23 protein-coding genes and 1 riboswitch are annotated in these 25,456 nt (G+C 44.2%); of the genes, 6 read left to right on the top strand and 17 right to left on the bottom strand.

Annotation, left to right across the window (positions count from 1 at the left end; translation table 11 throughout):
• Positions 1 to 49: 49 nt before the first annotated feature.
• A complete protein-coding gene (locus G9G57_RS20325; RefSeq protein ID WP_102998004.1) occupies positions 50 to 1,207 on the bottom strand; it encodes an MFS transporter in 1,158 nt (385 codons plus the stop codon).
• A gap of 449 nt (positions 1,208 to 1,656) precedes the next feature.
• Here G9G57_RS20325 and G9G57_RS20320 point away from each other — a divergent pair, with 449 nt between their 5' ends.
• On the top strand, positions 1,657 to 2,574 hold the full coding sequence (locus G9G57_RS20320; RefSeq protein WP_017427725.1) for a hypothetical protein: 918 nt from the start codon (positions 1,657 to 1,659) through the stop codon (positions 2,572 to 2,574).
• Between the two features lie 65 nt (positions 2,575 to 2,639).
• On the top strand, positions 2,640 to 3,404 hold the full coding sequence (locus G9G57_RS20315; protein WP_031461575.1) for an HAD family hydrolase: 765 nt from the start codon (positions 2,640 to 2,642) through the stop codon (positions 3,402 to 3,404).
• Between the two features lie 26 nt (positions 3,405 to 3,430).
• On the opposite strand, the gene G9G57_RS20310 is transcribed toward G9G57_RS20315, so the two are convergent.
• From G9G57_RS20310 to pdhA, 8 genes are all read right to left on the bottom strand, one after another.
• Entirely contained in the window at positions 3,431 to 5,785 is a 2,355-nt protein-coding gene (locus G9G57_RS20310) for a type IA DNA topoisomerase (protein WP_102998001.1), read from the bottom strand.
• Between the two features lie 608 nt (positions 5,786 to 6,393).
• Entirely contained in the window at positions 6,394 to 7,881 is a 1,488-nt protein-coding gene (locus G9G57_RS20305) for a glutamate synthase subunit beta (RefSeq protein WP_164965479.1), read from the bottom strand.
• Between the two features lie 236 nt (positions 7,882 to 8,117).
• Positions 8,118 to 8,606, bottom strand: coding sequence for a dihydrofolate reductase (locus G9G57_RS20300; protein ID WP_025365020.1), 489 nt, complete (start codon positions 8,604 to 8,606; stop codon positions 8,118 to 8,120).
• Between the two features lie 17 nt (positions 8,607 to 8,623).
• The gene (gene thyA / locus G9G57_RS20295) at positions 8,624 to 9,418 is read right to left on the bottom strand and encodes a thymidylate synthase (RefSeq protein ID WP_044786073.1); all 795 of its coding nucleotides are present in this window, start codon (positions 9,416 to 9,418) and stop codon (positions 8,624 to 8,626) included.
• A gap of 249 nt (positions 9,419 to 9,667) precedes the next feature.
• Complete coding sequence (gene lpdA, locus G9G57_RS20290; protein WP_016820706.1) at positions 9,668 to 11,089, bottom strand: dihydrolipoyl dehydrogenase; 1,422 nt, start codon at positions 11,087 to 11,089, stop codon at positions 9,668 to 9,670.
• Positions 11,090 to 11,092: 3 nt separating this feature from the next.
• Positions 11,093 to 12,706 (bottom strand): 2-oxo acid dehydrogenase subunit E2, encoded by a 1,614-nt coding sequence (locus G9G57_RS20285; protein WP_164965478.1) that lies wholly within the window; start codon positions 12,704 to 12,706, stop codon positions 11,093 to 11,095.
• A 34-nt stretch (positions 12,707 to 12,740) separates the two neighbouring features.
• The gene (locus G9G57_RS20280; protein ID WP_017427718.1) at positions 12,741 to 13,721 is read right to left on the bottom strand and encodes an alpha-ketoacid dehydrogenase subunit beta; all 981 of its coding nucleotides are present in this window, start codon (positions 13,719 to 13,721) and stop codon (positions 12,741 to 12,743) included.
• A 100-nt stretch (positions 13,722 to 13,821) separates the two neighbouring features.
• On the bottom strand, positions 13,822 to 14,889 hold the full coding sequence (gene pdhA / locus G9G57_RS20275; RefSeq protein ID WP_013371457.1) for a pyruvate dehydrogenase (acetyl-transferring) E1 component subunit alpha: 1,068 nt from the start codon (positions 14,887 to 14,889) through the stop codon (positions 13,822 to 13,824).
• A gap of 255 nt (positions 14,890 to 15,144) precedes the next feature.
• Between pdhA and G9G57_RS20270 the strand changes: the two genes are divergently transcribed.
• Positions 15,145 to 15,879, top strand: coding sequence for an alpha/beta hydrolase (locus G9G57_RS20270; protein ID WP_016821912.1), 735 nt, complete (start codon positions 15,145 to 15,147; stop codon positions 15,877 to 15,879).
• A 140-nt stretch (positions 15,880 to 16,019) separates the two neighbouring features.
• On the opposite strand, the gene G9G57_RS20265 is transcribed toward G9G57_RS20270, so the two are convergent.
• Entirely contained in the window at positions 16,020 to 16,484 is a 465-nt protein-coding gene (locus G9G57_RS20265) for a low molecular weight protein-tyrosine-phosphatase (protein WP_013371459.1), read from the bottom strand.
• 146 nt (positions 16,485 to 16,630) lie between these two features.
• On the opposite strand from G9G57_RS20265, the gene G9G57_RS20260 reads away from it, so the two are divergent.
• Together G9G57_RS20260 and G9G57_RS20255 are read left to right on the top strand one after the other, a co-directional pair.
• Entirely contained in the window at positions 16,631 to 17,272 is a 642-nt protein-coding gene (locus G9G57_RS20260) for a thiamine diphosphokinase (protein WP_019687409.1), read from the top strand.
• A 280-nt stretch (positions 17,273 to 17,552) separates the two neighbouring features.
• On the top strand, positions 17,553 to 18,053 hold the full coding sequence (locus G9G57_RS20255; RefSeq protein WP_013371461.1) for a C40 family peptidase: 501 nt from the start codon (positions 17,553 to 17,555) through the stop codon (positions 18,051 to 18,053).
• A gap of 64 nt (positions 18,054 to 18,117) precedes the next feature.
• On the opposite strand, the gene G9G57_RS20250 is transcribed toward G9G57_RS20255, so the two are convergent.
• From G9G57_RS20250 to G9G57_RS20220, 7 genes are all read right to left on the bottom strand, one after another.
• Entirely contained in the window at positions 18,118 to 18,810 is a 693-nt protein-coding gene (locus G9G57_RS20250) for a response regulator transcription factor (RefSeq protein ID WP_016821915.1), read from the bottom strand.
• A 148-nt stretch (positions 18,811 to 18,958) separates the two neighbouring features.
• Positions 18,959 to 20,017 carry a ThiF family adenylyltransferase gene (locus G9G57_RS20245; protein WP_102997999.1) on the bottom strand — a complete coding sequence of 353 codons (1,059 nt, stop codon included), beginning with the start codon at positions 20,015 to 20,017 and terminating at the stop codon, positions 18,959 to 18,961.
• Positions 20,014 to 20,781 (bottom strand): thiazole synthase, encoded by a 768-nt coding sequence (locus G9G57_RS20240; protein ID WP_102997998.1) that lies wholly within the window; start codon positions 20,779 to 20,781, stop codon positions 20,014 to 20,016. Before G9G57_RS20240 ends, G9G57_RS20245 begins: the two co-directional genes overlap by 4 nt.
• 2 nt (positions 20,782 to 20,783) lie before the next feature.
• The gene (thiS, locus tag G9G57_RS20235) at positions 20,784 to 20,987 is read right to left on the bottom strand and encodes a sulfur carrier protein ThiS (RefSeq protein ID WP_016821918.1); all 204 of its coding nucleotides are present in this window, start codon (positions 20,985 to 20,987) and stop codon (positions 20,784 to 20,786) included.
• Complete coding sequence (gene thiO / locus G9G57_RS20230) at positions 20,984 to 22,132, bottom strand: glycine oxidase ThiO (protein WP_019687412.1); 1,149 nt, start codon at positions 22,130 to 22,132, stop codon at positions 20,984 to 20,986. Before thiO ends, thiS begins: the two co-directional genes overlap by 4 nt.
• 57 nt (positions 22,133 to 22,189) lie before the next feature.
• Positions 22,190 to 22,783: a thiamine phosphate synthase gene (locus tag G9G57_RS20225; RefSeq protein ID WP_016821920.1), complete on the bottom strand. Its 594-nt coding sequence runs from the start codon at positions 22,781 to 22,783 to the stop codon at positions 22,190 to 22,192.
• Positions 22,784 to 23,099: 316 nt separating this feature from the next.
• Positions 23,100 to 23,208: riboswitch (TPP riboswitch) on the bottom strand.
• An 85-nt stretch (positions 23,209 to 23,293) separates the two neighbouring features.
• Positions 23,294 to 24,847 (bottom strand): ABC-F family ATP-binding cassette domain-containing protein, encoded by a 1,554-nt coding sequence (locus tag G9G57_RS20220; RefSeq protein ID WP_013371468.1) that lies wholly within the window; start codon positions 24,845 to 24,847, stop codon positions 23,294 to 23,296.
• A 172-nt stretch (positions 24,848 to 25,019) separates the two neighbouring features.
• Between G9G57_RS20220 and G9G57_RS26045 the strand changes: the two genes are divergently transcribed.
• Entirely contained in the window at positions 25,020 to 25,211 is a 192-nt protein-coding gene (locus G9G57_RS26045) for a hypothetical protein (RefSeq protein ID WP_225164760.1), read from the top strand.
• The last annotated feature ends 245 nt before the right edge of the window (positions 25,212 to 25,456 follow it).

Below are 25,456 nucleotides of genomic sequence, written 5' to 3'. Positions count from 1 at the left end.
GTTTATATTTTATAGTAATTGTGAAACAAATACCATGCAAACCGCAGTTTTAAACCGCCGGTACTCTTTTTCGGGAAAACAGACCCAACAATCCGAAAACAATGTAACTACCTCCAAGAACTAGAAACATGCTGCCTTGAGTTCCAATGTCCAGCAACCCTCCGCTAATATTAGGTCCGACCACACTTCCCAGATTAAAATGAAAGGATGCCAGCACATTTGCAGCCGCCAAAAATGATTTGGGCAACAGGTCAGCTGCATAGGCCAAACCAAGTGAGAAAAAGGAGCCTACCAATCCACCTGCGATGGTCAGCAATACCAAAGTGAACACAAAATGATTACCACTCCAGGGTAGCAACATAAAGGTCAATCCTCCCGCTATACCTACGCTCATTAGCACTTTTTTACGTCCCCAACGGTCACTTAATATACCCAAAGGCAGTTGCAACACTAAGCCTCCCAAACTAACGAAAGGCAGCAAAGCAGCAATTTCATCGGTATGGAAGCCAATACGCAGGCCATAGACTGGAAAATTACTGTTCAGGCTCGCTTCCATATAACCGTATAGAAATGCAGGCAACAGAGCATACCATGCCCAGCTATAGCTGCGTCGGAATCTTTGTGCGGGACGCGCCTCAGTTTCCTGCTTCTCCGGTCTGGAGTCAGGTAGCTTGATTAACACTAACAGCAACACAAGCAAGCACAAAAAAGCCAACGCAGCAAATGGAACCAGCATTCCATAATCGAGTAGCCATAATCCCAATGGGCCTAATGCAAAACCCAGACCGTAAGACATACCATAAAAGGAAATGTTGCGGCCTCGATTCTCTGGTGGAGTTACTAGCAATATCCACAACTGCGCAGAATAGTGCAACGCACTGTCTCCAATACCTACGAGCAGACGCAGTACGAACCAAATCCGAATATCAGGAATTAGCGGGAACAGCAGCAGCGTAATGAGCACAAGCACAAGACCACCGGCCATCAGCTTTTTGAACCCCAGCCATCCCAAAGTCCGTTCAGCCACCAGTGTCATTGCAAATGAACCAATATACAGTGCAGCCGCGTTCATTCCGTTTAGCGAAGACGAAACACCCATTTGTTCCAAAGAAATCGACAAAATAGGTAATAGCAAACCCTGACATAATCCAGCAACAATAATAACTGCAATTAAAATAAAATAATGAACACGTAACGACGACGACATCCTAGCTCCTCCTGCCCGAACAATTAAATTATTAACATCATAAAATGAATGCTTAGAAATGATTTGCATTTGATACCATAATCAATAATAATTCTTATCACGATGTATACCATGACCATCTGAAAAATCGGTATATTACATATTAAGATGTTTTTAGCGTTAATTTTAGTGTATTAAAGAGAGAAAGAAAAAATCGCCATCTGAGATGACGATTTTACGGATAGAGCTAGTCTGGTATGTATCCGACTCCATTTGGTGAGCCTCGTATGTTCAATCCGACCAAGTTCACGTCACAACGCACTATTTCATATTATAGTGGACAATGCCCGGCAGAACAAGCCATAATAAATAAGTGGGCAATTTCAAAATGCTCATGTTTTGCTTATGGACGGGCTTTATTTACGTTCACCGCTCTGGGCTAGAAGACAGAATAGGAGGCATTTGGTTCCATGAGTTATCAAATTAAAATAGACACTTCTCCAATTTATGAATTGCTCGGCAGCTTTATGGCCTATGTAACTAAAAAGTGGGTCCAAGATATGGACTTGGGCCATGAATGGATCGACAAGGTGGATGCACGACTACAACAAGAAGTTCGTACTGAGCTTGCTACAGCTCAGGATTGCCCTTTTAGCGATTATGACGCACTCTATGCCTGGGCGCTGCTTCGACCGGAATCAGATGAAATATCCGACTATATTTCTTACTTGGATCACGGACCGGACAAGGATATGTTTGAGCTGCTTGTTCCGCATATTCCTTTTTTAACCTTTGAAGAATCTTTACGCATTCGTAAGGTATATGCACCACTCCTCAGATTGTGGGATCGTGATTATTTTCGGACCTTGGAAGGCGAACTGCGTGTGTTGGCAGAAGAAGACGCTGCGGAAAAGCGCATGCTGTTAAGTAAAATGGAACCGGAAGCACTTGTTGAATATGCAACAGCCGGGCTAGTCGTCCCACATATGGAAGATCTCGATACAGTGGTGCTGTTTCCGGTCGTCCATAATCGTCCAATTAATTCATATTGCTTTTATACCCGTACACTGCTGATCCAGTATCCGGTAGATATTCCCGAGGAGAGTGAGGAAGAACCGCCTACGCTTCTACTACGGCTTACTCGTGCTGTCAATGATCCGCAACGACTGCGCATTTTGCGTTATGTAGCTCAAGGTCCTAAGTCTCTTGAAGACATGCGTCATGATTTAAGCCGATTGGAAGATACACTTATGTCTGATATGATGATTTTGCGTGTGGCTGGCTTGCTCCGCATCCACATTGGACGCTATCACAAGGAAAAATTCAGCATCCGTCCCGACGGTGCGGCTGATTTGCAGGTATTTTTGGAATCCTATATTGGATTGTAATTTGAATCGCAACTTAGTTATAAACCGAACACCGTTAAAGCTTTGGCTTGGAAGGAGTATGCATCATGTCGTATCCGAAGCAGCACATTTTATTTGATCTTGATGACACTTTGGTCCACTGCAACAAGTATTTCGATCTTATTCTCAACCACTTTTTCGATTTGCTTCAGGAATGGTTTGCAGCTCATAACCTAACGAGAAATTCGATCCGTGAAAAACAAATCGAAATTGATGTGGCTGGAGTTCATCAGGTGGGTTTTGCCAGCGAGCATTTTCCACAATCCCTAATAGATACGTACCAGTTTTTCTCGGAACAATTTGGACGCCGTACGGATTCTCGGGAAGAGCAGGAGCTTCGCTCGCTTGGCCGAAGTGTGTACGAGCAGGAAATCGAACCGTATCCAGGTATGGCCGAAACGTTAAATTCACTCCAAAAAGCAGGGCATTCCCTTCATCTTTACACTGGGGGTGAGCAGGTCATTCAAGAAAGAAAGATTGAACAAATGAAGCTGGCTACTTACTTTGATGACCGTATCTACATTCGCCAGCATAAAAATGTAGATGCACTGGAAGAAATCATCCAAATGAATCGCTTGGACCGAAGCATCACCTGGATGATTGGGAATTCTTTACGCACCGACGTATCTCCAGCCCTGGCGGCAGGTATTCACGCTGTGTATCTTAAGCAGCCCAAAGAATGGATTTACAATATGGTTGAATTGCAAAAAAACGTGAACTCTGTGATGTATACTATACAGAAGCTAACAGAAGTGCCACGGGTGATCCACGAAAGCATACAATTGCATCAACAAAAAAGGACCCTCGGATAGGGTCCTTTTTTGTTGATGCTCCTATCTCAGGCATCCTCACGAACGCTAAGTTGTCCTGTTCCTGGCACATCCAGAACAATCCGCGCTTTGACGGTCGATCCATCTTTACGTTTAAAAGACAACAATTGCGTCTGCCCCTTGGCGAGCAGGGACTTGAGCATCGTTTCGGTAATCTGCTTGCCCGCATATTCCTTCCAAATGACAAAACCACAGCCCTGCTTAAAGTGGCTACACCCATACCCTTTGCGGCCTTCAATAATGCTTCCACCGCAATTGGAGCACGGGCAGCTGCCTAACGCCTGCCTTTGGCTCGCTGAAGTATCTGACTGTCCATCAGATGAGCTCCGCACTGCTTTTGTAGTCGAACTGCGATTTATTGGCGCTGATGCTTGCTTTTGCGCAGCACTTCCTGCACTGCTACCGCCTCCTGATGCTGTGCGGTCTCTTCCTTTGGCGGTGGTGGCACGTCCACTCGTACCTACGCCGCGGGCGTTCGTCTTTCCTCCCGAGCGATTACTCCTTGCCTCCTCGCCAAAGGCATTTGCGGGAGCAGGTGGCTGCTGCCTTACCTTATCAATGATGGACAACGTAAATCTTTTAACGTTATCCATAAACTTCTCCTGAGCTGCCTCACCCTTGGAAATTTGATGAAGACGGCGTTCCCATTGACCTGTCATCTCCGGTGAAGCTAATAGATCTACCCCGGCATGACGGATCAGGTTAATAGCCATCTTTCCTTTATCCGTAATCAGAATCTTTTTGCCCTTCATTTCAATGTAGCCGACTTTCTTTAATCGTTCAATTGTAGCGGCCCGTGTCGCAGGTGTACCTAAGCCAGCATCCTTCATAACCTCGCGTAATTCCTCATTCTCCATCTGCTTGCCCGCGCTTTCCATCGCTTTAAGCAATGTGCCCTCCGTGTAGCTTTTAGGAGGCTGAGTCGCCTTTTCTTTCATCTCAGCGCGCACACAATCTACCGGACGCCCTGCATCAATTTCAAACTTCTTGTCCGTCCACTCGTCCGTTTCCTCTTCATCCTCTTTTTTGGATGTTTTGCTTTTTTTACCTTTATCCTGATCAGCCTTACTCAAAACCACTTTCCATCCCAAGGACAGAAGCTCCTTAATATTAGTTTTAAACAGATGCTTGTCCACCTGCGTCATTACGGTATGCATTTTATATTCAGCTGGCGGAAAAAAATGCGACAGAAACCTACGAATAACCAGGTCATATACATTTTGTTCCTCCTTGCTTAGCGTTCCCGGCCTTTTTAACGTCGGCAAAATAGCATGGTGATCCTCAACACGAGACGGATTGCAGACCGATTTATTCTGTTTATGGACCAAATTAGGGTTTGCTTGTTGTACCAGATCAGCATAAGGGCCTGTCCCCAGCATCCGTAATGCCTTATGCATGCCGTCTATATTCTGCTCTGTCACATAATTAGAGTTGGTCCGCGGATAGGAAATGACCTTGTGACGCTCATAAAGCGCTTGTGCCACATCCAGCGTTTTTTTAGCCGAATAACCGTACTTGGCATTCGCCTCGCGTTGAAGCAGCGTCAAATCGTATAATTTAAAAGAATACTCCTTTGTCTGCTTTGTATCATATTTGGTAATTTTACCCTCTTTTCCGCGTACCGCCGCAGCGATCCCCTCAGCTTCTTCCGGATTCGTCAGCCGATCACCCTGCCATGCCCCTTTGTACTTAATCTGATCTTGCTTGAACTCAGCCCATACGTCATAGAAGGTTTGAGACTGAAATGCTTCAATTTCCTTTTCTCGATCATGAATTAGTGCCAACACGGGAGTCTGCACCCGTCCTACCGACAGCAAGGTGTTATGTCGTGTTGTGAACGCTCTGGAGGCGTTCATGCCAATCAGCCAGTCTGCTTCACTTCGTGCCCGCGCAGCTTGAGTCAGGAATTCAAACTCCGAGGCATCTCGCAATCGTTCAAAGCCTGTCGCAATACTTTCCGCCGTCAAGTCCGAGATCCACAATCGCTTAACCGGCTGTCGTAGCTTTAACTGCTGCTGAATTAACGCAAAAATATATTGCCCCTCCCGTCCAGCATCACAAGCATTCACGATAGCATTGCAGCGTTTGGCCAGCTCACCAATCATTTTTAGCTGATCTTTTGTTTTCGGATTAGGTACGATTTTGAATTGTTCAGGGATAATCGGAAGATCTTGAATATTCCATCGTTTGTACTTAGCATCGTAAGCATCCGGCTCAGCCAGACCCAACAAATGACCGATCGCCCAGGTTACAATGTATTTCTCCCCTTCCAAATAGGTACGGTTATTTTTAGCACGCGGCTCCATAACAGCGGCAATTGTCCGCCCCATATCTGGTTTCTCAGCAATAATCAACGTCTTCATTCATTCCATTCCTTCCTGACGGCCTTCTGTTTCTCCTCCATGAATCATAGATATACATGGAACGCAAATGAAAACACAGGTTCCCGGCCTCATGCAAAAGGAGCCTTCTCCCGGCGAAAGCTCCTTTGTAAATTCATTTAGTCTAGCGCTTCAACAATGTACGTCTATTATACCATAGATATCATGATTCTCTCAGGTCATGATTTTATGTAACCTTGGAAAAGATCATGTCATCTTCCTTTTAAAGCAATATAAATATAGAAAACCCAAAATAAAACTGCACTATTAGCAAACTTGTGTAATATTAATGTTAATTTATATTACACAATTCAAGTTTTCATCTAATTATTTTGTAAAATAAATGTATTTTTCTTTGAAAAGGCTACACAAGCCATCCTTATTTATGTTATGATTATTTTAGATAACAACTACATGATTAAAAAGTTAATTTTAAGTTAATTTATATAACATTGAATTTACAACGTTTTGTATACCTCACTAGAAAATTGGTTTCAACAATGACTAGTGATAAAGCTTTAAACACAAATAAAGCCCCATCCTAAGATGGAGCCTTTACTTGATTCGTAACGTAACATAAAAATTTATAATTATACCAAAACAGTAGCACCCATGAGGTATTTATCAACTTCACGTGCTGCTTCTCGGCCTTCATTAATTGCCCACACCACAAGACTTTGTCCGCGGCGCATGTCACCCGCAGCAAACACCTTATCCACATTCGTCACATATTTCCCATAACGAGCCTTAACGTTGGAGCGACGGTCTGTTTCCAAACCTATTTCCTTCACAATCGTTTGCTCAGGCCCATCAAATCCAATTGCAATCAGCGCAATTTGTGCCGGGAATACGCGTTCCGTACCTGGAATTGGTTGATAGATTTTACGTCCAGTTTCATCAACAATACGTTGAATTTGAATGGTGTGTAGTTCTTTCAGATTGCCATTCTCATCACCCACAAATTTGGTTGTCATAATGGAGAACTCACGCGGGTCTTCACCGAACAACGCTTTCGCTTCTTCCTGTGCATAATCGAGAGAGTACACATTCGGAAACTGCGGCCAAGGATTCGCAATCGGATCACGTTCCAGCGGAGCTTTGGTGTGTGTGCCAAATTGAGTGACACTCCGGCAACCGTGCCGCAAAGAAGTAGCTACACAGTCCGAACCTGTATCACCGCCACCGATAACAATAACGTCCTTACCTTTGGAGGACAAATAGTTGCCATCTTCGAGGTTGGAATCCAGATAACTCTTGATGGTGCCATTCAAATAATCCATAGCATAATGGACACCATTCAAATCGCTGCCTTCAATATTGAATTCTCTCGGCTTTGTAGATCCACCGCATAGCACAACTGCATCATAGTCAGCAATCAGTTGCTCAGTAGGGATATCCTTGCCGATTTCCGTATTCGTGATGAATTGGATACCTTCAGCCTCCAGCAAATCTACACGGCGCTGTACAACCTTCTTATCCAGCTTCATGGATGGGATTCCATACATCAGTAACCCACCTACACGATCTGCACGCTCATACACTGTCACGCTGTGACCTGCTTTGTTAAGCTGTGCTGCCGCAGCCAATCCCGCAGGACCCGAGCCAACAATAGCCACTCGTTTGCCTGTACGTTTTTCCGGCGGGTTAGGAACGACCCAACCTTCCTCAAAGCCTTTTTCAATAATCGCTTCCTCAATTGTCTTAATGGTAACAGACTCCCCAATAAGGCCAACTGTACATGAACCTTCACATGGCGCAGGACAGACACGACCCGTAAATTCTGGAAAGTTATTCGTTTTGTGCAGCCGATCTAGCGCTTCCTTCCACAAACCACGATATACGAGATTGTTCCATTCCGGAATAAGATTATGAACTGGGCAGCCTAAAGTTGCTCCCATGAGATCCATCCCCGTATGACAATAAGGAGTTCCGCAGTCCATACAACGCGCCCCTTGGGTACGCAGCTCTTCTTCAGACATATGCTTATGGAATTCTTCCCAATCCTTTATACGCTCTGCCGGGTCCCGGTCTGTAGGAAGCTGTCGTGTGTATTCCATAAATCCAGTTGGTGTAGACATGTTACGTTCCCCCATCTCTTCGCTTATGAACCCCGATCATCCATTCAGAATTCTAATCAAATTCGAACTTGTCTGTTTGTGTTATGAAAGGGTCTGTTCTCATTGAATTTGATTTATTGTATCACAATACAGCGTAAAAGTAATGAAAACTTATGCAACTTTCTGCATCTACAGCCAAAAGGATTTTTTATATGGTTTATTAATTTTTCAAATGAGCTAGGTTGAATTCCTGTATGTTATTCTGTTCTCTCGTAAACAACAAAACGGTAGTCATACAAGTTTTTGTCGTCCTTGATACCCGGCGTCTCACTGACTATAGTCCAGCCGCTCCAATCCAGCTCAGGAAACGTCGTATCGCCTTCAAAAGTCTCCTCAATTCGAGTCACAATCAGTCGATCCGCATGTGGCCAAAACAGTGAATAAATCTCCGCTCCGCCAATGACCATTAGCTCTTCTTGCTGTGCAAGTTGGAGCCCCTCCTCCAGTGTATAGATCACTTCTGCACCTTCCGCCTGATAGCTCTCATCTCGAGTCAAAACGACGTTGCGGCGGTTTGGTAGGCTTCTCCCGCCAAAGGATTCCCACGTCTTGCGTCCCATGAGTACTGTTTTATTAATCGTCTGCTCTTTGAAGAAGGCCATATCTCTGGGAAGGCGCCAAGGAAGACTGTTATCCCGACCAATCACACCATTTTGTGCCATAGCCCATATCATCGAAATGCTCATCTTTCCACCTCCTCTAATCAGATGGCGACAGGCGCCTTAATCCCTGGATGATGCTCGTAATTCTCAAAAACAAAATCCTCGTAAGTGTAATCAAAAATGGATTTAGGCTTGCGCAGAATTTTCAACTGTGGCAAGGGATAAGGATCACGCTCCAACTGCGTATGCACTTGTTGTATATGGTTTGAATAAATATGCACATCGCCACCTGACCAAATAAACTCTCCAGGCTCCAAACCACACTGCTGTGCAACCATATGCGTCAGCAATGCATAACTAGCGATGTTGAACGGCAGTCCAAGGAAGGTATCCACTGAACGCATCGTCAGCATACAGGATAGCTTTCCTCCAGCTACGTAGAATTGAAATACAAAATGACATGGCGGCAACTTCATCGATTCAATTTCAGCCACATTCCAAGCACTGACGATATGTCGACGTGAATCCGGATTGTTTTTGATAGCTTCAATGACATTCGCAATTTGATCAATATGTTGTCCGTCCGTTGTTTCCCATGCGCGCCATTGCGATCCATATACAGGTCCCAGATTCCCCTGTTCATCTGCCCATTCATCCCAAATGCTAACTCCGTTCTCCTTGAGATAAGCAATATTGGTATCACCTCGCAAAAACCATAACAGCTCATGTATAACGGATTTCAAATGTACTCTTTTAGTGGTCACTAACGGGAAGCCCTTGGCCAGATCAAAACGAAGTTGCCTTCCGAAAACAGATAATGTTCCCGTTCCTGTCCGATCCTCTTTTTTTACCCCGTTCTCTAAAATATCCTCCAGCAATTCCAAGTAGTTGCGCACGTTGTTTCTCTCCTTTGAGCATGAATAAAAAAACAGCATCGTCCATTTTTAATTTTGAAAACTCTCGATCTACACCATTAATCTATATTTAGTTTATCATGTAGGGTACTTTTTTGACCATGTACTGTGTGAATTTTCATGATAGTCCAATAATCTTAAAGTTTGAAAAAAAGAGACAAAGAGCGCACATATAGCGCTCCTTGCCTCTTTTTTCATGTATGAATCCAAAAACAAGATAATGAAATGGAATTAGCGACGTGGCGCCAATGCGTGGATCGGATGACCCATTACGACTTCTGCTGCTTCCATCACAAGTTCGCCCAGTGTAGGGTGAGCATGGATAGTCAGGGAGATATCTTCAAGTGTAGCACCCATTTCAATCGCCAGACCCAGCTCAGCAATCAGGTTGGAAGCTTCCAGACCTACGATTTGCGTACCCAGTACCAGACCTGTATCTGCGTCAGCTACGATTTTCACAAAGCCTTCAGCAGCGTTCAGGGAAACAGCACGACCGTTTGCTCCGTAAGAGAACTTACCAACTTTGACATTGTAACCTTTTTCTTTAGCTTGTGTCTCTGTGTAGCCTACGCTAGAGCATTCTGGATCTGTGAACACAACAGCCGGAATACATTTGTAGTCTACAACAGATGGTTGGCCGGCAATTACTTCAGCAGCTACTTTACCTTCGTAAGAAGCTTTGTGAGCCAGAGCAAGACCAGGAACAATATCACCGATTGCGAAGATGTGAGGAATGCTTGTGCGTCCTTGGTGGTCAACTTTCACCATTCCGCGGTCATCCAGTTCTACACCGATCAAATCCAGACCCAGTTCACCGTCTGTATTTGGACGACGTCCAACAGTTACAAGCAGGTACTCAGCAGTTACTTCTTTGCTTTCACCGTTAACAGAGAATTTCACTGTTACATCTTTATCAGTTTGTTCCGCACTTTCCGCTTTAGCGCCAGTGAAGATTTCGATACCTGTTTTCTTCATGCTTTTCGAAACGATGGAAGTCATATCTTTATCGAAGCCAGGAAGAACAGTATCCATACCTTCAATGATCGTTACTTTGGAACCGAATTTGGAATACATTTGTCCAAGCTCTGCACCAATGTATCCGCCACCGATAACGATCAGGCTTTTCGGAATTTCAGGCAGGTTCAATGCTTCAGTAGAAGACAGAATGCGTCCGCCAAATGGGAATGGCTTCAATTCGATAGGACGGGAGCCTGTTGCGATAATCGCATTTTTAAAACGGTAACGTGGTGATTCATGTTCGTTGAATACACGCGCTTCGTTTTCGTTGATGAACATGCACTCACCGTTGAAAACTTCGACTTTGTTGCCTTTGAGCAAGCCGCTTACGCCGCCAGTCATTTTCTTAACAACACCGTTTTTGAATTCTTGCGTTTTAGCAAAATCTACTTTTACATTTTCAGCCGTAATACCGAAAGTTTCGCCATGTTTAGCTGCTTCGTATTGATGAGCTGCAGAGATTAAAGCTTTGGATGGAATACATCCACGGTTCAGACAGACACCGCCCAGCTCAGATTTGTCAACGATCAATACACTTTGTCCCAATTGTGCGGCACGGATGGCAGCTACATAGCCGCCAGGACCCGCACCGATAACCAATGTGTCAATATCCAGAGAAGCGTCTCCTACTACCATTGATTACACCTCCATTACAAGCAGCTCAGGGTTAGCGAGCAGCTGTTTGATATAGTTCATGAAGTTTTGAGCAGTTGCACCGTCAATAATACGGTGGTCAAAGCTCAGGGAAAGAGCCATTACTGGAGCGGCAACAATTTCACCGTTTTTCACGACTGCTTTTTCACTGATGCGGCCAGTACCCAAAATTGCAACTTCAGGGAAGTTGATGATTGGAGTAAAGAACATACCGCCTGCGGAACCAATGTTCGTGATGGAAATCGTGCTTCCTCTCATCTCATTGGCAGCCAATTTACCATCACGACCGCGTACAGCCAGATCACGAATGGAATCAGCAATCATCCAGATACTCTTACGATCAGCATCTTTGATAACAGGAACGATCAAGCCGTTGTCTGTGTCAGTAGCGATACCGATGTTGTAGTATTTTTTGTAGACAATTTCGTTAGCTTCTTCGTCGATCGAGGCATTCAGAGCCGGGAATTGACGGGAAGCAGCAACCAAAGCTTTTACGATGAACGGCAGGTAAGTTACTTTTGTGCCTTTCTTCTCTGCAATTGGTTTGATACGAGTACGGAAAGCAACCAGCTCGGTTACATCCACTTCATCCATAATTGTAACGTGTGGAGCTGTGTAAGCTGACTTAACCATAGCATTGGAAATTGCTTTACGGATACCTTTGAATGGTACGCGTTCTTCCTCAGCACGCGGATCTGCAGCTGGTGCGGATGGTGCTGCAGCTTTCGCTTCTTTTTTAGCTGGCTCTTGCGCTTTTGCAGCTTCTTTCGCTGCTGGTGCAGCCGCTTGGCCTCCGCCATTTTTGAAAGCTTCTACATCTTCTTTAGTGATTTTACCGTTTTTGCCGGAGCCACTCACTTGAGCGATGTTAACACCTTGCTCACGTGCAAATTTGCGGACGCTAGGTGTAGCCAGCACGTCTTTGTTCGAAGCAGCAGGTGTTGCACCTGGTTGAGTATTCGCTCCACCTTTTGCAGCATCCTCTTCTTGTTTAACAGCAGCTGGTGCTTCTTCTTGCTCAGGAAGTTCACCCTCAGCAGCGATGACAGCCACAACTTGACCTACGTTAAAGATGTCTCCGTCTTTGGCAAACACTTCTTGAACCGTACCATTAACCGGACATGGAACTTCAACTACAGCCTTGTCGTTTTGTACTTCCATGATGATATCATCATCAGTTACTTTATCGCCGGGTTTGATGTGCATCTTGATGATTTCACCTTCGTGCAGACCTTCACCCAGCTCTGGGAATTTATATTCAAATCTAGCTGCACCTGCAGCTCCGCCTTGTGCAGCAGCAACTGGCTCAGGGCTAGCAGCTGGTGCTTCCGGTGCATCTTCTTGTTCAGGAAGTTCACCTTCTGCGTCGATGACAGCTACAACTTGACCTACGTTAAAGATGTCTCCGTCTTTGGCAAATACTTCTTGAACCGTACCATTAACCGGACATGGAACTTCAACTACAGCCTTGTCGTTTTGTACTTCCATGATGATATCATCATCAGTTACTTTGTCGCCGGGCTTGATGTGCATCTTGATGATTTCGCCTTCGTGAAGACCTTCACCCAGCTCCGGGAATTTATATTCAAATTTTGCCACGTTTAAAACCTCCCAAATTTACGGTGTGCTTTAATTAAAATTCCATTACTTTATTAACCGCATCAATGATACGTGTTGGCGTTGGCAACCAAGTATCTTCAATTTGAGCGAATGGATAAACGGTATCCGGACCTGCTACACGCAGAACTGGTGCTTCCAGATGCAGGATTGCTTTTTCGTTAATTTGTGCAATAACTTCAGCAGCAACACCGGCACTCTTTTGCGCTTCTTGAACAACGATGGCACGATTGGTTTTTTGAACAGAAGCAACAATGGTATCAATGTCAATCGGACTGATTGTACGTAAATCAATGATTTCCACTTTAATACCTTTAGTTTTTTCCAGTTCTTCAGCAGCCTTAACTGAAGTGTGTACCATCATACCGTAAGTAATAATCGTTACATCAGAACCTTCACGAACTACATTAGCCTTGCCCAGTTCAACAGTGTAATCATTCTCAGGAACTTCAGCACGGAATGCATGGTACAGGTTCAAATGCTCCATGAAAAATACTGGATCGTTATCGCGAATAGACGCGATCATAAGACCTTTTGCATCGTAAGGGTTGGAAGGAACAACAACCTTAATACCTGGTGTTTGAGTCAAAAGACCTTCCAAGGAGTCTGTGTGCAGCTCAGCTGCCTTAACACCGCCACCGAAAGGTGTACGGAATACGATTGGAGAATTGTAACGTCCACCGGAACGGTAACGCATACGGGATGCTTGAATTGCCATTTGATCGAGCGCTTCAAAGATAAAGCCTACGAACTGGATTTCAGCTACAGGGCGGAACCCTTGGATACCCAGACCGACAGCAAGACCCCCGATTGCGGATTCCGCCAGCGGAGTATCGAATACACGTTCTTCGCCAAATTCTTTTTGCAAACCTTCTGTAGCGCGGAATACGCCACCTACATGACCTACGTCTTCACCGAAAAGCAGGACGTTAGGGTCGCGTTTCAACTCTACGCGCAGTGCGTCACGAATCGCTTCTTTCATGTTCATTTGTGCCATTTGCTTCATTTCCTCCTTAAACATTGACAGATCAATTTCAGTTCAGGTCAATCGAAAAGCAGACCGGATCGGGTTGCCGCCCGGTCTCTTTCAAGTTCAATTATTTAAAATCAGCTTTTTGTTCTTCCAAATGCTTAGGCGTAGTTTCGAACATGCTATCGATTAGGCCAGGAATTGTCATTTTTTCTGTTTTCTCGGCTTTTTTGATCTCTTCGTTCACTTTTGCCTTAGCTTCTTCTTTTACGCGAGCTGTATCTTCTTCAGTCCAAAGACCTTTTTTCTCAAGATATTTCGCAAAGCGGGCAATTGGATCTTTCGCATTCCATTCGCCTTCTTCTTCTTTAGAACGATATTTCGTCGCATCATCAGAAAGGGAATGCGGACGGAAACGGTAAGTAACGGCTTCAATCAATGTTGCGCCTTCGCCATTACGTCCACGCTCTGCAGCTTCTTGAACGGCTTTAATAACTGCAAGCACGTCCATACCGTCAATTTTAACACCTTTAATACCAGCAGCTACTGCTTTATGAGCGATCGAAAGAGCAGCTGTTTGTTTTGAGAATGGCGTTGTGATCGCGTAACCATTATTTTGCACAAAGAAAATAACTGGCAACTTGTACACACCAGCATAGTTCAGACCTTCGTAGAAATCACCTTCGGAAGAACCGCCGTCGCCTGTATATGTAATGACGACTTGTTTTTGTTTTTTCAGTTTGTAGCCCATTGCAATACCCATAGCGTGCAGAATTTGCGCACCAATGATAATTTGCGGCATCAATACGTTAACGCCGTCCGGAATTTGACCACCGTGTTGATGACCACGGGAATACAAGAAAGCTTGATATAATGGCAGGCCATGCCAAACGAGTTGCGGAATATCTCGGTAGCCTGGTGCAATAAAGTCTTCTTTTTGGAGCGCAAATTCACTACCAACCATTGTTGCTTCTTGTCCGGATACCGGAGCGTAGAAGCCGAGACGTCCTTGACGGCCCAAGTTAACAGCACGGTCATCCCAAGTACGTGTAAATACCATACGATACATAATTTCTTTCAATTGATCATCTGTAAGTTTAGGCAATTTATCTTTATTGATAATTTCACCATCCGGAGAAAGCACGGACAGAGCCTCAACTTCCTCTGTGTAAACTTCATAAGGAACCTTGCTCATTTTCTTCACCTCAACAAAAAAATTTGAATATCAAGTTCCGCTGTTATAGGATTATTATACACCTGTTATATCGCTCGCGTCAAAGATTTAGTTATTTTTTTTGAGTTTGCCACATTTTTGTGTATGTAACAGGGTGTGTTTTTTACTATAACAGCTTAGTACATGATTGAAATTTTAAGCATCTATTGCAATCAGGGTAATCTTAACTTATTGTGATCCTTAATGCAAAATAATACCCAAGAAAGGTGACGAAAAATGACGGATTCTCGGTATTTAAAACGAACTATCCTTAAAGACGAAGTAGACAGCCGCTTACTTGGCGAAACCCGAATTCTTCGGATTTATTTGCCGCCCGGCTATAATGAAATATTGAGCTACCCGGTCGTCTACTGTCAGGATGGAGAGGAATTCTTCAACTTTGGACGCATTGCAACACACGCCAACCGTCTCATACTGGATGAAGGCGTGGAACCCTTCATTATTGTAGGTGTAGAAGTGAACACCAAAATCAGAACTCAGGAGTACGCTCCCTTCGGCAATCGTTTTGAGGCATATACTGCCTGTTTTGCAGAAGAGATTATTCCCTATGTGGAACAAAAGTATCCTATAAGAAAAGATGCAGCTTCCCGCATTCTTGCTGGAGATTCACTGGGAGGCAGTGTGTCTTTGCATTTGGCGCTATTGTATCCTGAGCTGTTTAATCGTATTATCAGCCTCTCAGGTGCCTACTATGAAGCTTCGCAAGAAATTATTGCCCGTGAGAAAGAACTGTCGCATCTAAATGTTTGGATGACAGTTGGCCTTCAGGAAGATGCTTTTGAGAGTGATACCGGCATTTACAACTTTGTAGAGCTGAACCGTCAATGCGCAGATTTACTGCGCGAGCGGAACGCCGAAGTTTCTTACCGTGAAAAGGATGGCAAACATTTATGGGGCTTTTGGCAAAACGAGTTGCCTGACGCGCTAATGTATTTTTTGGATCGTGCCTGAGTAAAAAACATCCCAGCATGATGAGGAATGGAGCATTAACCTATGAGGTCATAAGGCTCCTTCCTCTTTTTATAATTTGGTTACGCTTTCAAAAATGTATAACGAAAAACGGCAATGATTGCCGTCATCTGTCGTTCACATTATAGCTTTTCTTCTATGATCTTGTCCAGCAAGGCCTCGCATCCCGCGTCCAATAATCGATAGGTCTCTTCAAAATTTCCGGTAAAATATGGGTCGGGTACTTCTCTTAACTTTTCTTGGGGAAGCAAATCCATGAACTTTAGAATATCAGCATCTGCTCCACCTGCAAGTTTACGCATATTTCGTTCATTAGAGTCATCCATGCACACAATATAATCAAACGCGTCAAAATCACGATCCGTTATTTGTCGTGCCTGTATGCCTTGTTCGCTGATTCCGTGCAGTTTAAGCTGCTTTAGCGTTCCCTCATGTGGAGGATTTCCAATGTGCCAGTCGCCTGTTCCAGCCGAGTCCACCCGGATTTCTGCATCTAATCCCCGTTCCTTTGCTTTATGTCTCAGTATTGCCTCCCCCATGGGAGAGCGGCAAATATTGCCCAAACACACAAACAACACGTTAATCATTTCGTTCCCCTTCCTATTCACGTCACACTTCTTTTTTCTGTTCCATTGTAGCCAGGTCCTCCAAAATTGTGCAAGCCATATTTATCGCGGTATACTTAAAATGATCGTATATATGGGACCGTATACAGAAAGAAAGGATGTTGGATATGACGAAAAAACGAGCCATTGTATTTTCAGGCGGTCGTCTTAATGAAGAAGATTTACAACAAATACAACCCGATGATTTTATTATAGGTGCAGATAAAGGTGCCCTTTTCCTGATAGAACACGGTATTACGCCTCATGTCTCTGTAGGAGATTTTGATTCGATTACTTCGGAGGAACAAGAAAGGGTGAAATCAGCAAGCCAACGTATGCTTGCGTGTGATCCAGTACTTAAGGACCTAACAGATACAGAACTCGCTTTAGAAATCGCTATGGACGAACAAGCAGATCATGTACTCATGCTCGGTGTGACTGGTACTCGGATGGACCACACATTAGCCAATGTTCAAATATTAGTACGGGCTATGCAGCATCATATTAGTTGCGCTATCATGGACGCACATAATTATATCGAGCTGACCGGATCAACGCTCGAGATCCAGCCTATGGGCTATACATATGCATCGCTGATTCCAATGACCGCCGAAGTAACAGGTATACAACTGGAAGGATTTATGTATCCACTTCATAATGCAACCCTTAAAATGGGACAATCACGTGGTGTTAGCAATAAGCTAACGGCTGCAAAAGGTACAATTTCTATTAAAAGCGGTCTACTACTCGTTATTCAAAGCAAGGATTAATTATGACATTGTTGTAACTATTTCGAAAGTTGTTCACCTACTCAAAACCCTTGATTAACAAGGGTTTTTCCGTTTTCACAGGTTCTAGAATCATTTTATTTTTTACAAATTGTAATTTTTAATCGTTTTTTAATAATTACGACGTAAGCCTTGTCCCTCAAGCATTTGAGAGTAGTTTTCCAACTATTAGGTGGCTTCAAAACTGTTATACTCAACGCTGTCAGTTAGTTAGCAACTCAGCAAATTATTGCACAAATCAATTTTTGGAGGTATTTACAACATGAATATGCATAAAATCATAAAAAAGGTAATTATCGCAGGAGTCGCTGCCACGATCGGCTTTGGTACTTTTGCCATTGAGGGAACAAATACAGCACAAGCTGCTACTGCTACTACTACCGTAGGTCAAAAAGTAATTAACTACGGCAAAAAATATATGGGTACTCCTTATAAGTTTGGAGCTTCCACAAGCACCACACGCAATTTTGACTGTTCTTCTTTCATGAAGCACATATTCAAGAAATACGGAGTCGATTTGCCGCGTACTTCCGTTCAACAATCTAAAGTCGGACATGCCGTATCCAAGGCCAATTTGAAAAAAGGGGACTTAGTGTTCTTTTCAAGCGGTAGCCGTGCCACAGGACGTAACATTACTCACGTAGCAGTATATATGGGCGGGGGTAAAATTTTACACACTTACGGCGGACCTGGGGTGACCATCTCTGATTTGAACTCTGGCAACTGGAAAAGAACATACATTAAAGCACGTCGCGTGCTGTAATGTAACACTCATTTGAAATAGGTAAGCCGGGACGAAAAGTTCCGGCTTTTTTATATAACTTATGCTATTTTGCTTCGGTTGGCGTTCTGAGTGAATACCCAATACCTCTTTCCGTTCGAATCATTTTAAACTTTTGTCCTCTATCTACTTTAACCCTTAAATGCCTGATGTACACATCTACTACGTTCGTATCAGCGATATAATCATGTTTCCAAACATCTTTTAAAATTTGCTGCCTGCTGCAAACTTGGTTAAGATGTATTGCCAGATGTAGCAAAAGATCGAATTCTTTCGGAGTTAATTCCAGTTTTCGCTCCCCTCTGCTCACCATTCTGCTTGCAGTGTCTATATGTATATCCCCCGCTTCGATTGCCCTTTTCACATCACGTTCAACACCAAAAATTCGTAATAAATTAGCCACTCTAGCCTGAAGAACTCTAGGATAAAAGGGCACTACCATTACATCATGAGCTCCTTGTTCAAAGCAGGAAACCATATGTGCCTCTTCATCTGATGAAATCATTGCAAGTATCGGGACATGAGGATGGTTCTGCTGCAAAATGCGAATCAAGCCTTGAGTGCCCGCCTGTTCATCTTTAATGTTTAGGAGTAGCAAACTCACAGGATGCTGAGCTATATAAGAGCGTACATCCGACGTATTACGAACATGAACCACCTGATAACCTGCCTGCTCCAATGGACGAACGAATACAGCGGGCGCTTCATTTTCATCCACAAGTACAATTAACGGGCTCATCTTTTTCACCCACCTGGTTTGGACATCGCATTACATATTGGATACGAACAAGTTTGTTATAAGCCATTAAACATATTTGTATTAGTGTAACAAAAAAGCAGAAAATCATTCTCTGAAGAATGGCTTTCTGCTTTAAGGTTTATGGTTTTTAGCCCAAATAACGATGATATAGACTTCTTGCTTTGGCCACGTCCTTTGTCCCATGGATCAGCGCTCTGCCATCTGCAAAAACCACCAAGCGATGCTCTCCCACACTAAAGGAAACCAGATACGAATTCCACTCTACGTTTCCCTCGCCTAATGCTGCAAATCTATCTGCTATCTCTGCGAGATTCAGATATATCCGGTTGGCAGGTCTTATTTGAACGGTATCCCTACCGCACAAAACATCTGTTTTCTGCCGATGAGAGGTCGATAAATAGGGATACGTCGGTTGGCTACCGCAAGAAGGACAATTCGACTTTTTGAGACGATCCACTGCTATTGCTACATATTCATTTTTCCACAAATCAAACGAAAGCAATTTTCCTCTCAAGTCCTCGGGATATCCACCAAGAAGTTTGAAAGCTTCTGTAGTCTGATTAGCGGTGACCATTTGTACTGCCTGCGGAATAATGCCGGCTGTATCACATGTTTCTCCTCCAAACGGTACAGTTCCCATCAGACAGTGTAGACAAGGTGTTTGACCCGGTAAAAAAGTGTAAGTTACACCGTAGCTACCCACACATCCTCCATAAATCCAAGGAATATGATGCTTGAGAGCCATGTCGTTCATAAGAAGCCGAGTATCGAAGTTATCGGTTGCATCCATCATGAGATCCACCCCCTGGATCAACTCTTCCAGCTCTTCTACCCCAACATCCAAAACATGTGCATGGATGACTGTTTGCGAATTAATAACCTTTAATCTTCGCTGGGCCGCTATTGCTTTGGGACACCTTTGCGCTGCATCACTTTCCTGAAAAAGCTGCTGGCGCTGCAAATTGCTCCATTCCACATAATCCCGGTCTACGAGACTTACCGTACCTACGCCTCCACGAACTAGCGTTTCTGCAATGCCTGTACCCAGCGCTCCAACACCTATGATTAGTACGTGAGAAGAAGCAAGCCGGCGTTGGCCTGCAGGCCCAAAGGGTGCAAACCTTTCCTGTCTGGAATAACGATCAATTTGTGGTGTTCCAGCACCGGATTTTTCAGATATCCTCATCCTTGAACCATGCCTTCTGTTGGGCTGCTCGCTGAAGCATATCGTTTTACAGGTATCATCCCTGCCTCAAAACCATATCTGCCTGCACGCACAGCCAGCTTCATGGCCTCAGCCATTTTCACAGGGTTCTTCGCTCCCGACACAGCTGTATTTAGGAGAACACCATCTGCTCCCAACTGCATCGCCATTGCTGCGTCACCAGGTGAGCGAATACCTGCATCGACGATAACCGGAACTTCTGCTTGCTCAATAATTAACTCTAATGAAAACGGATTGAGCAAACCATGTCCTGTACCAATCGGTGAGGCACCAGGCATAATGGCATGTACTCCAAGCTCTTGCAGCCTCTTTGCTAGTATCACATCATCCGATATGTAGGGCAGTACGACAAAGCCTTCCTCTAGCAGTTTTTCACTAGCCTTCAACGTTTCAAAAGGGTCAGGCAACAGCGTTTTGCTATCCCCAATGACTTCCACCTTAATCATGTCGCACAAGCCAGAGGCTTTTGCCAACTTGGCAATACGGATTGCCTCTTCTGCTGTTGTTGCTCCTGCTGTGTTGGGAAGAAGTGTATACCGGCTCAAATCTAGCGTATCAAGAAAATGTTGCTTATCCCGTTCCTCCAAATTCAGTCTGCGCACAGCGAACGTTAATATTTCTGTCTCAGCAGCCTCTACAGCCTGGGATTGGATATCCAGATCCGAAAATTTCCCTGTTCCCAGCAACAACCTTGAGGTAAATGATGCTTTTCCAATGGTTAACATGATCAACCGCCTCCTACAAAATGTACGATTTCTAGGCAATCTCCATCCTTAAGTACCGTCTCATGATGATCTTCACGGGTCAATATATGCCGATTCAGCTCTACCACTACGGTTTTCACCTTTAAATCAAGTTCATGCAGCAATTGATCCACATGAGTGATTCGATTAGAAATGGTCATGCTCTGTCCGTTAATGATCAGCTTCATAAGCTTTCCTCCTTGAGGAGTTCAGAAGAAAATTTGCTTATTCCAAGTCCAGCCGCATCAGCCCCTTTAAGCATAGCTGCCATCGCTCGCCCAGTCGCATCACTAAGCAAGACACCGTTACGATAATGCCCGACTGCAGCATAGACGCCCTCTACTCCAGGAACAGGGCCAATGAAAGGACGCTCCGCAGCTGCCTGTGGACGTAAGCCCGCCCAAGCACGTATAAAAGAAGCTTCTTGTACACGCGGCAACCAGGCAGATGCACGTACTAACAGTCCTTTTAAGCCTCCTACGGTCACCTCTTTGTCATATTGATGTGGAAGACTCGTAGCCCCAATCCAAAGCTCGTTATTCTGTTTAGGCACGAGGTAAACATCATCGGCATAAATGGTATAATCCAACGGATGGTCCTTCAAGGAGACTGCTACCACTTCACCCTTGACTGGATAAAGAGGATAATCAAATCCAATTTGTTCTAGCAATTTCAAGCTGTCCAAGCCTGCGGCAATCACGACCTGATCGCAGGAAAAAAATCCACTATCCGTTCGCACACCGCAAACTCGGCCGTCCTGTATGATCAGTTCCTCAGCATGAGTTCCAGACCATATTGTTGCTCCCAGCACCGCAGCTGCCCCTGCATAAGCACGGCAAAGCTGAACAGGGGCCACTTGTGTCTCCTTTGATCGGTATATAGCCCCAATTACTTGATCTGCCAAGCCCGGAATCCGTCGAGCCAATTCCCTGGCATCCCACCAAATAGGGCTATCATCCTCTCGGATATTCGCAGCATTCCAGCGTCTCTGGCCCTCTGCTTCTGAACGAAAAGGGGTCACAAAACCTTCTGTACGAAAATCAACTGAAATACCCGATAAACGCTCCAAATCACAGACAAGGTCAGGGAAAGCATCTCGACTTGCGCGAGCAAATCGCGCCAGCTCAAGGTCTGAGAACTCTTCGCTTTCCGCTGCCAGCATTCCCGCCGCTGCTCCTGATGCTCCCTCACCGGGGATCCATCGTTCCAGCATAATTGTACTTCGTCCCTCCTTAGCCACATGATAAGCAATGGCACTGCCGATCACACCTCCGCCTATGACCAAGCATTCTGCGTGTCCTATTGCTTTTTTCTCTGTATGTGTCTTTGACATATGTTCCGTGTCTCCTCTCCGGTGAGCATTCTGCTTTCCCTTCGTCTCGTTTTCTTGCTACAGGTCGTGAACTACAAGATCTACCATTCGCCTATATTCCATCGCTGCTGCAACGGGTGACTCTGCTTCCCATATACCAGACATCACCGCAATTCCGCTTGCTCCGGCATGATAGAGCTCTGGAACATGATGAGGTTGTATGCCTCCCAGCGCTATCACCGGAATGGCCGACAATCTGCAAATGCGTTCAAGCTGTGCTACACCCCGCGGTACAAGACCGGCCTTACAATAGGTCTCATATACATGACCAAATAGTACATAGTCTGCTCCCCCCTGCTCAGCGGTCTGCACCTCCTCCAAGGAATGTACAGACACTCCACAGCGTGTACCCACTGGAAGCAGACTTTTCGCATCCATCACAGATAACCCATTAGCAGGTAGCTGGACAGCTCTTGCCAAGGTAAGTAAAGCTACGTCCATACGGTCATTTACTACAATTTGCTGCAAAGGAACTTCCTGCTCGATCATGCTACGAGTCAAAGAAAGCAAAGCAGAGGCACCCTTCTGTTTCGAACGTGCGTGTACATAATGAATATAAGGACAAATAGCGGCTGCCACTTTGGGTACATCCACACAGGAGACACTTTCCATCGTAATTACGTGTAATTCGATCTCATTTTCACCTCACTTGGACTAAAAAATATAAAATAATCGTATAAGCTGAACTATATTGTTGCAGCTCCCTATTGGGTAATATCATACGGAGCCAGCCACATGTACCAGCAATAATGAAAGGAGATCATATGTAAATCCGTCTACGGAAGCTCGAACAAATGAAGATGAACGAAACGCAAAAAGCCACTTCCCAGAGGAAGTGGCTTGACAAACGTTCAAAATCGAACGGACTATTATATCCGTAAACGTATATCGTTCCCTGCGCAAACAAAAGTAAAGAGCTACTACCTTGTTTGTACAGTACTCACTTCCCTACGCTGGCATAACCCAGATCAGGTACAAAGGGTCCGAAATCCATTTTTTTCGTCTCAGCCGCATGGGCGGCTCCCCTAGTGTGACTATTTTATTGTATCAGCTAAAGATAGCTTAGCATATTTTCCTAATTCTGCAAACCCCACCTTGTGTGAAATCTGTCAGAACTGGATTTTAGTTAACTTTACTAGACCACTCTTCTACATTCCACGTTTTGGTTACCCAATCCTCGTAAAAGTCCGGTTCGTGGGATACAAGCAATACGGTCCCTTTGTATTCCTTCAAAGCGCGTTTGAGTTCATCCTTTGCTTTGACATCCAAGTGGTTGGTAGGCTCATCAAACAGTACCCAGTTGCTCTCACGCATTAACAGTTTACAAAGGCGGACTTTAGCCTGTTCTCCACCACTAAGCGCAGACAAAGGCCGGGTGATATGCTCATTCTTCAAACCACAGCGCGCCAAATGCGCTCGTACTTCATGCTGATTCAAATGCGGAAATTCATTCCATACATCGTCAATCGGTGTAATTTTCTCCGCCTTTACTTCCTGTTCAAAATAAGCAGGCTGCAAGAAATCCCCTTGATAGGTTTTTCCGCTGATTGGAGGTATTTTCCCGAGAATGGTTTTGAGCAACGTAGACTTACCAACACCATTGCAGCCAACAATTGCGATCTTTTCGCCACGTTCGATCGTCATGGACATTTTAGGCAAAAGGGCATGAGTGTAGCCAATTTCAAAATCAATACCCTCAAAAACTGTTTTCCCGCTCGCACGGGCTTCTTTGAACTGAAAGGTTGGCTTTGCAGCTTCTTCAGGCTTATCAATACGTTCGATCCGATCAAGCTGCTTTTCACGGCTTTTTGCACGGCCTGATGTAGATGCGCGCGCTTTATTGCGCTGAATAAAATCTTCCTGTTTCTTAATATATTCCTGCTGCTTCTCATATGCATCAATATGCTGTGCTTTGTTCAGATCCGCCATTTCAAGAAACTTTTCATAGTTAGCTGAATAGCGGGTCATCTTAGCAAATTCAAGATGGTAGATTACATTAACAACTTGGTTCATAAATTCAGTATCATGTGAGATGAGGATAAAAGCATAGGGATAATCCTTCAAATATCGCGTAAGCCATTCAATATGCTCCACATCCAAATAGTTGGTAGGCTCATCCAGCAGCAATACATTTGGCTTTTCCAACAGCAACTTAGCAAGAAGCACCTTTGTCCGTTGCCCACCACTAAGTGCTGCTACATCCCGATCCAGTCCGATGGCAGAGAGACCTAATCCATTCGCCATTTCTTCAACCTTCACATCAATGAGGTAAAAATCCCCCATATCCAATTGCTCTTGAATTTCTCCCATCTGTTCCAGCAAGACTTCCAACTCTTCGGGAGAAGCCTCTCCCATTTTGTCTGTAATTTGCATCATTTCCTTTTCTAGTTCCAACAAAGGAAGAAAAGCGTCTTTTAATACATCACGTACTGTTTTGCCTGGCGTCAGCTTGGTGTGCTGATCCAGATAGCCATAACGTACACGTGGAGTCCATTCCACTTTGCCTTCATCTTTAAGCAACTTTCCAGTCAGAATGTTCATGAGTGTCGATTTACCAACACCATTAGCTCCTACCAATCCTACACGTTCCCCCGCAAGTAATCGAAAGGAAACATTTTTAAATAATGCACGGTCCCCAAAGTTGTGGGATACATTTTCTACAGTCAATAAACTCATAAGCTGTTTTTGGCTCCTTATTGTCATCGGCACTGCCGAGTGTTCTTATTTCATCAATCTTTCGTTTCTTTCAAAGCTTTATTGTAGCACATTCGGCACCCTTATCGGAACATTGAAAACAGCGAATTTTAAGGTTTTCAGATGGAGTGGCCTAAAAAAAGAAAACCAGCTAATGTTAGTCAAGGGGTCCACCAACATTTTAACGAAAATATATGCTAAGGACATGGCTTATTTTTTTGCCCTCATTGCCCTTATTAATCCGGATTTGAAAGTAGTAGAAATCGACATCGGCCAACTTGATATTGGTCAACTTGCTTCCCAAAAGTCGGTAAATAGCAACGTATTGACAATCAATATGTCTTGAAGGTTTTTCGCTTGCTAAATCATATCGAATTAGCGCTTAAGCTCCTCTTCGGTAGGTACATAAAGAGTTTCTTTGCTTCTTTTGGCAATTTAAGCTTCAAGCTCAGTTCTAAGATGTTGAACCAGACTCTAAGATAAGCATAATGGTAAGATCGGAATTATTGCGTTGAAGTTAGTATGCAGAAGCTTACAATTCCAAATAATGAATACCTTAATAATTGATAAGTTCTAATAACAATTAAAAAA

The organism is Paenibacillus sp. EKM211P, assembly GCF_011066175.1.
Taxonomy (GTDB): Bacteria; Bacillota; Bacilli; order Paenibacillales; family Paenibacillaceae; genus Paenibacillus; species Paenibacillus polymyxa.
This window is presented reverse-complemented; position numbering and strand designations above follow the sequence as displayed.

What these genes read in the sequence shown, in the direction of transcription:
- G9G57_RS26045 (WP_225164760.1), top strand. Translation starts at nt 25,020, where the DNA reads ATGTTAGTCAAGGGGTCCACCAACATTTTAACGAAAATATATGCTAAG.
- G9G57_RS20310 (WP_102998001.1), bottom strand. Translation starts at nt 5,785, where the DNA reads ATGAAGACGTTGATTATTGCTGAGAAACCAGATATGGGGCGGACAATT.
- G9G57_RS20315 (WP_031461575.1), top strand. Translation starts at nt 2,640, where the DNA reads ATGTCGTATCCGAAGCAGCACATTTTATTTGATCTTGATGACACTTTG.
- pdhA (WP_013371457.1), bottom strand. Translation starts at nt 14,889, where the DNA reads ATGAGCAAGGTTCCTTATGAAGTTTACACAGAGGAAGTTGAGGCTCTG.
- lpdA (WP_016820706.1), bottom strand. Translation starts at nt 11,089, where the DNA reads ATGGTAGTAGGAGACGCTTCTCTGGATATTGACACATTGGTTATCGGT.
- G9G57_RS20255 (WP_013371461.1), top strand. Translation starts at nt 17,553, where the DNA reads ATGAATATGCATAAAATCATAAAAAAGGTAATTATCGCAGGAGTCGCT.
- G9G57_RS20245 (WP_102997999.1), bottom strand. Translation starts at nt 20,017, where the DNA reads ATGAGGATATCTGAAAAATCCGGTGCTGGAACACCACAAATTGATCGT.
- G9G57_RS20240 (WP_102997998.1), bottom strand. Translation starts at nt 20,781, where the DNA reads ATGTTAACCATTGGAAAAGCATCATTTACCTCAAGGTTGTTGCTGGGA.
- G9G57_RS20250 (WP_016821915.1), bottom strand. Translation starts at nt 18,810, where the DNA reads ATGAGCCCGTTAATTGTACTTGTGGATGAAAATGAAGCGCCCGCTGTA.
- G9G57_RS20320 (WP_017427725.1), top strand. Translation starts at nt 1,657, where the DNA reads ATGAGTTATCAAATTAAAATAGACACTTCTCCAATTTATGAATTGCTC.
- G9G57_RS20300 (WP_025365020.1), bottom strand. Translation starts at nt 8,606, where the DNA reads ATGAGCATTTCGATGATATGGGCTATGGCACAAAATGGTGTGATTGGT.
- thiO (WP_019687412.1), bottom strand. Translation starts at nt 22,132, where the DNA reads ATGTCAAAGACACATACAGAGAAAAAAGCAATAGGACACGCAGAATGC.
- G9G57_RS20305 (WP_164965479.1), bottom strand. Translation starts at nt 7,881, where the DNA reads ATGTCTACACCAACTGGATTTATGGAATACACACGACAGCTTCCTACA.
- G9G57_RS20265 (WP_013371459.1), bottom strand. Translation starts at nt 16,484, where the DNA reads ATGATTAACGTGTTGTTTGTGTGTTTGGGCAATATTTGCCGCTCTCCC.
- G9G57_RS20225 (WP_016821920.1), bottom strand. Translation starts at nt 22,783, where the DNA reads ATGGAAAGTGTCTCCTGTGTGGATGTACCCAAAGTGGCAGCCGCTATT.
- G9G57_RS20270 (WP_016821912.1), top strand. Translation starts at nt 15,145, where the DNA reads ATGACGGATTCTCGGTATTTAAAACGAACTATCCTTAAAGACGAAGTA.
- G9G57_RS20220 (WP_013371468.1), bottom strand. Translation starts at nt 24,847, where the DNA reads ATGAGTTTATTGACTGTAGAAAATGTATCCCACAACTTTGGGGACCGT.
- G9G57_RS20280 (WP_017427718.1), bottom strand. Translation starts at nt 13,721, where the DNA reads ATGGCACAAATGAACATGAAAGAAGCGATTCGTGACGCACTGCGCGTA.
- G9G57_RS20325 (WP_102998004.1), bottom strand. Translation starts at nt 1,207, where the DNA reads ATGTCGTCGTCGTTACGTGTTCATTATTTTATTTTAATTGCAGTTATT.
- G9G57_RS20260 (WP_019687409.1), top strand. Translation starts at nt 16,631, where the DNA reads ATGACGAAAAAACGAGCCATTGTATTTTCAGGCGGTCGTCTTAATGAA.
- thiS (WP_016821918.1), bottom strand. Translation starts at nt 20,987, where the DNA reads ATGAAGCTGATCATTAACGGACAGAGCATGACCATTTCTAATCGAATC.